General features: G+C 72.2%; 4 protein-coding genes. 2 read left to right on the forward strand and 2 right to left on the reverse strand.

The window, feature by feature from the left end; all coding sequences use genetic code 11:
* Positions 1-354: alkaline phosphatase D family protein (locus Y694_RS20360; protein ID WP_036235952.1), on the forward strand; the 354-nt coding region annotated here is incomplete at its 5' end.
* A 102-nt stretch (positions 355-456) separates the two neighbouring features.
* A complete protein-coding gene (locus Y694_RS24540; RefSeq protein WP_148210980.1) occupies positions 457-636 on the forward strand; it encodes a hypothetical protein in 180 nt (59 codons plus the stop codon).
* A 1-nt stretch (position 637) separates the two neighbouring features.
* Here Y694_RS24540 and Y694_RS20365 read toward each other — a convergent pair whose 3' ends face one another.
* Both Y694_RS20365 and Y694_RS20370 read right to left on the reverse strand, forming a co-directional pair.
* On the reverse strand, positions 638-2089 hold the full coding sequence (locus tag Y694_RS20365) for a DUF1501 domain-containing protein (protein ID WP_011831087.1): 1452 nt from the start codon (positions 2087-2089) through the stop codon (positions 638-640).
* A gap of 147 nt (positions 2090-2236) precedes the next feature.
* A partial coding sequence (locus Y694_RS20370) for a DUF1800 family protein (RefSeq protein WP_231497810.1) occupies positions 2237-3736 on the reverse strand: 1500 nt, incomplete at its 5' end.

The raw sequence follows: 3736 nt of genomic DNA on the forward strand, positions 1-3736 counted from the left end.
CCGCAAGGCAACGTGGTCTGCCTCGGCGGCGACGTGCACCGCCACGTGGCCGCGCGCCTGCGCGCCGACGTCGGCGACCCGCGCTCGCCGGTGGTCGCCAGCGAGTTCGCCACCAGCTCGCTCACCTCGCGCGGGCTGTCCGACACCGCGACCGCGCTGATGCGCAGCAGCAATCCCGACCTGCTGCATGCACGCAGCGACGAGCGCGGCTACGTGTTGCTCGACCTCACGCCGCAGCGTCTGCACGCCGAGCTGCGCGCCACCGCCTTCCCGGTGGTGGCCGATGCGCGAGTCCACACCCAGGCCGCCTTCGTCGTCGAGGCGGGCCGCGCCGGACCGCAACGCGACGCCTGATCGCACCGCAGGGCGACGCCGTCGCCTCACCCGGTGGCAATGGGTCGTTTAAGCCCCGCAATTCCGGCGCTCGCCGGAACGGCATCCGCGCAGACTGCGTGCATGGACCTGTCCCTGTGGTGGAAACGATGGTTGCTGCGCTGGCACCTGCCTCGCGCCGAGCCGCATGTCGTCCGCCCGCCGGCCGACCCGGCCGATTGCGGCACCGCCTGGGGGCTGGACCTCACGCTGCCGCCGGCGGCCTTCGACAAGCAGGCCGGCACCCGCCGACCGTCCCGCTAGCTCAGACGAAGCCCAGGTTGCGCGCGCTGCCGAAGTTGGCCAGGTTCGGCAGCACGGTGTCGAGCTGGCCGTCGGTGGCGTCGAACCACTTCAGCAGCGTGGCGGCGTACTGGTCGACCGAGGTGGTCGGGATCCAGCGGCCCTGCAGCTCCCAGCTGTCCTGGCCCACGTCGTCGGGGCCCCCCAGGGCCAGCGTCGGGTAGCTGCCGTAGGTGGCATGGCCGCGCACCGCGCCGCCGAGCACCAGGTGATGGTTGCCCCAGGCGTGATCGGTGCCGAGGCTGTTGTTCGGCTTGAAGGTGCGGCCGAAGTCGCTCTGCGTGAAGGTGGTCACCTGGGCGCCCATGCCGAGGTTGTTCATGGCCGCGTTGAAGGCGGCCAGCGCGTCGGCCAGCGCCTTCATCAGGCGGGCGTGGTCGCCGCTCAGCGGGTCGCCGCCGACGATCTGGTTGCCGTGGGTGTCGAAGCCGCCGAGCTGTGCGAAGAAGATCTGCCGGTTGCCCTGCACCGTGGCGTTCGCCTCGATCAGCTTGGCCACCTGGTAGAGCTGCTGCGCCAGACCGCCCGTGACGCGTCCGTTGGCGATCACCGGCGCGAAGCCCGCGTCGATCGCCGTCGAACCGCCGCCGGGTTGTGCCGCGACGATGCTCCCGAGCCGCGCCGACACCGCGAAGGCGTCGCGCTGCTGGCGCGCGTAACTGCCGGCCAGGTCGCTGTCCAGCGCATCCACGGCGGTGGGCGCGTAGAGGGCGTCGAGTGCGGCCTTGCGCGCCGCGTTCGGCGCCCATTGCAGGTCGCTCGGCTGCAGGCCGTTGGCGCCGAAGGTGGCGCCGGGGCCCGGCAGGACCAGCGGGCCCTGCAGCGCCGACAGCCCGAAGCGGCCGTTGCCGCCGACCGAGATCACCGGGTTGGCCGTGGCCAGCGCGTCGGCGGCGCGGCCGCCCCAGCCGGTGCGCGTCAGTGCGTCGCCGGTGCCGGTCTCCCACAGGATCTGCTGGTCGGAATGCGAGAACAGGCTGTCGGGTAGCGAGGGCGAGCTGTCGGGCAGCGCGCGGAACTGCGCCTTGGTCAGCGGCTGCACCAGCGGTCCGACGTTGAACACCGGCGCCAGCTGGCCGGCCGCCCAGGCCGGGGCCAGGGCCGTCATCGCCGGGTGCAGGCCGTAGTCGCTGCCGCTCAGGCCGACCAGGCTGCCACGCGGCAGCGCCAGGCCGGCACGCACCGCGCTGTACTGGCCGTGGCGAGTCGCATCGCTCGGCACCACCATGTTCAGCCCGTCGTTGCCGCCGTACAGGAACACGCAGACCAGGGCCTTGTAGTCGGCCGCGAAGGCCGGCCGCGTGGCCGTCAGCAGGTTGACCAGCGAACCGGCGCCGAACGCGCCGGCCACGCCGAGCATCGAGCGCTGCAGCCAGCGGCGGCGCGCCATCGAGATCGTGGGGTGGTTTGCCATCGAGAGTCTCCGAAGCGAGGCCCGGGCGCCGTCAGCGCTGCACCTGGTAGTTCGGCGAGCCGAACACCAGGTAGGCGGCCTGGCGCACGCGGTTGGTCGCCCAGTTCTGCGCGTCGTTCTGGGCGGTGTAGGCCTCGACCGCCGCGATCACCTGCGTGCGTGTGGCGCTCGGCAGCCGTGCCCCCAGCGCGAGCGTCGACAGGCGGTCGACCAGCTTCGCGGCGTCGGCCGCGTCGGCGGTGTAGGGCTGCAGGTCGACGCGCGTGCCAGCGCGCCGGGCACGTCGGCACTGGCCGCCGAGCCGCCCCACCAGAGCAGGTAGGTCAGGTAGTTCAGCCGCTCCAGCGAGGTGTTGGCGTTGTGGATGCCGAACTCCGGCGCCTTCAGGCCGGCCACGCCGGGCAGCGGGTAGTCGGGCGGAAAGTAGTTGAACACCGAGGGCGGGCGGAACACGTGCTGGCGCATCGTCTCGCCCCACCACCAGCCCAGTGCGTCGCCATCGGTGCGGCCGCCCAGCGCGCGCAGCACGCCGGTGAAGTGCAGCACCGGCTCGCGCAACTTGCCGGCGCTGCGGGTCGGGATCTCGCTGCGCGCCTCGGCGTCCAGCAGCACCGCGGCCACGGTGGCGGCGAGGTCGCCGCGCTGACCGCTGCCGAAGCCCTGGTGGCGACCGGCATTGAAGGCCGCCGCGACGCGGCCCACGTAGGCCGCCGACGGGTTGCTGGCGACCAGCTGCTGGATCAGCTGGCGCCCGATGAACGGCGCCATGTTCGGATGCTGCATCAGGCTGTCGAGCACCGCCTCGAGCGCCTGGTCGGCGCTGCTGCCGGCCGGCACGGTGATGCCCGACAGCAGCGGGCGTTCCAGCGTGTCGTGGTACTGCGCCACCGGCACCATGTCGCCGGCGTAGTAGCGGCAATGGGTGCTCTGCGGCCAGCAGCCCCAGGCGGTGCTGCCGCCGGCCGGGTAGGTCCAGCCGGTCAGTGCATAGGCGTAGTGGCGCACCGTCTCGTTGCCGTAGGTCGGCGAGCAGGCGCCTCCCTTGAGCGTGCCGTTGGCGTTGAGTTCGCAGGTGCCGATCGAGAACAGCTGCAGCAGCTCGCGCGCGAAGTTCTCGTTCGGTGCTGCCTTGTCGTTGTTGGCGTTGTTCAGGTAGTCGCCCATCAGCGGCGACAGCGCCACCTTCTTCAGCACCTGCCGGTAGTTGCCGAAGGCGTTGTCGAGCAGGGTGTTGTAGTAGTAGCGCATCCCGTAGGTCCCCTCGACCTCCAGGTTCGACACCACCACGATCTTCTGCAGCGCGAAGGCCACCCGCTGGCGCAACTGGTCGGCGCCGCCGACCGCGTTGCGGTAGAAGTCCCACAGCAGCGGCTGGCTCGAGAAGTTGTCGCGCCAGCAGGTGGCGCTGCGGCCGTCGCAGTAGTTGCCGCTGCCGGTCCACTGGTGCACGTCGCCGTTGCCACCGCGGGTGTAGCGCGCGCTGGCGGTGGTCATCTGCGCGGCGAGCCAGGCGCTCGGGCCGCGGGTGCGGATGTCGGCCACCAGTGCCTCGGTCGGCCCGAAGCTGGCCTGGTGTGCGAGACGGGTCGCGTCGAGCGTGGTGGTGGGTGTGCCGCCCGGCGCTCCGGAGGACGGCGGCACGGGCGG

Origin of the sequence: Methylibium sp. T29-B, from assembly GCF_000576225.1 — a bacterium.
GTDB classification, from domain to species: domain Bacteria; phylum Pseudomonadota; class Gammaproteobacteria; order Burkholderiales; family Burkholderiaceae_C; genus Methylibium; species Methylibium petroleiphilum.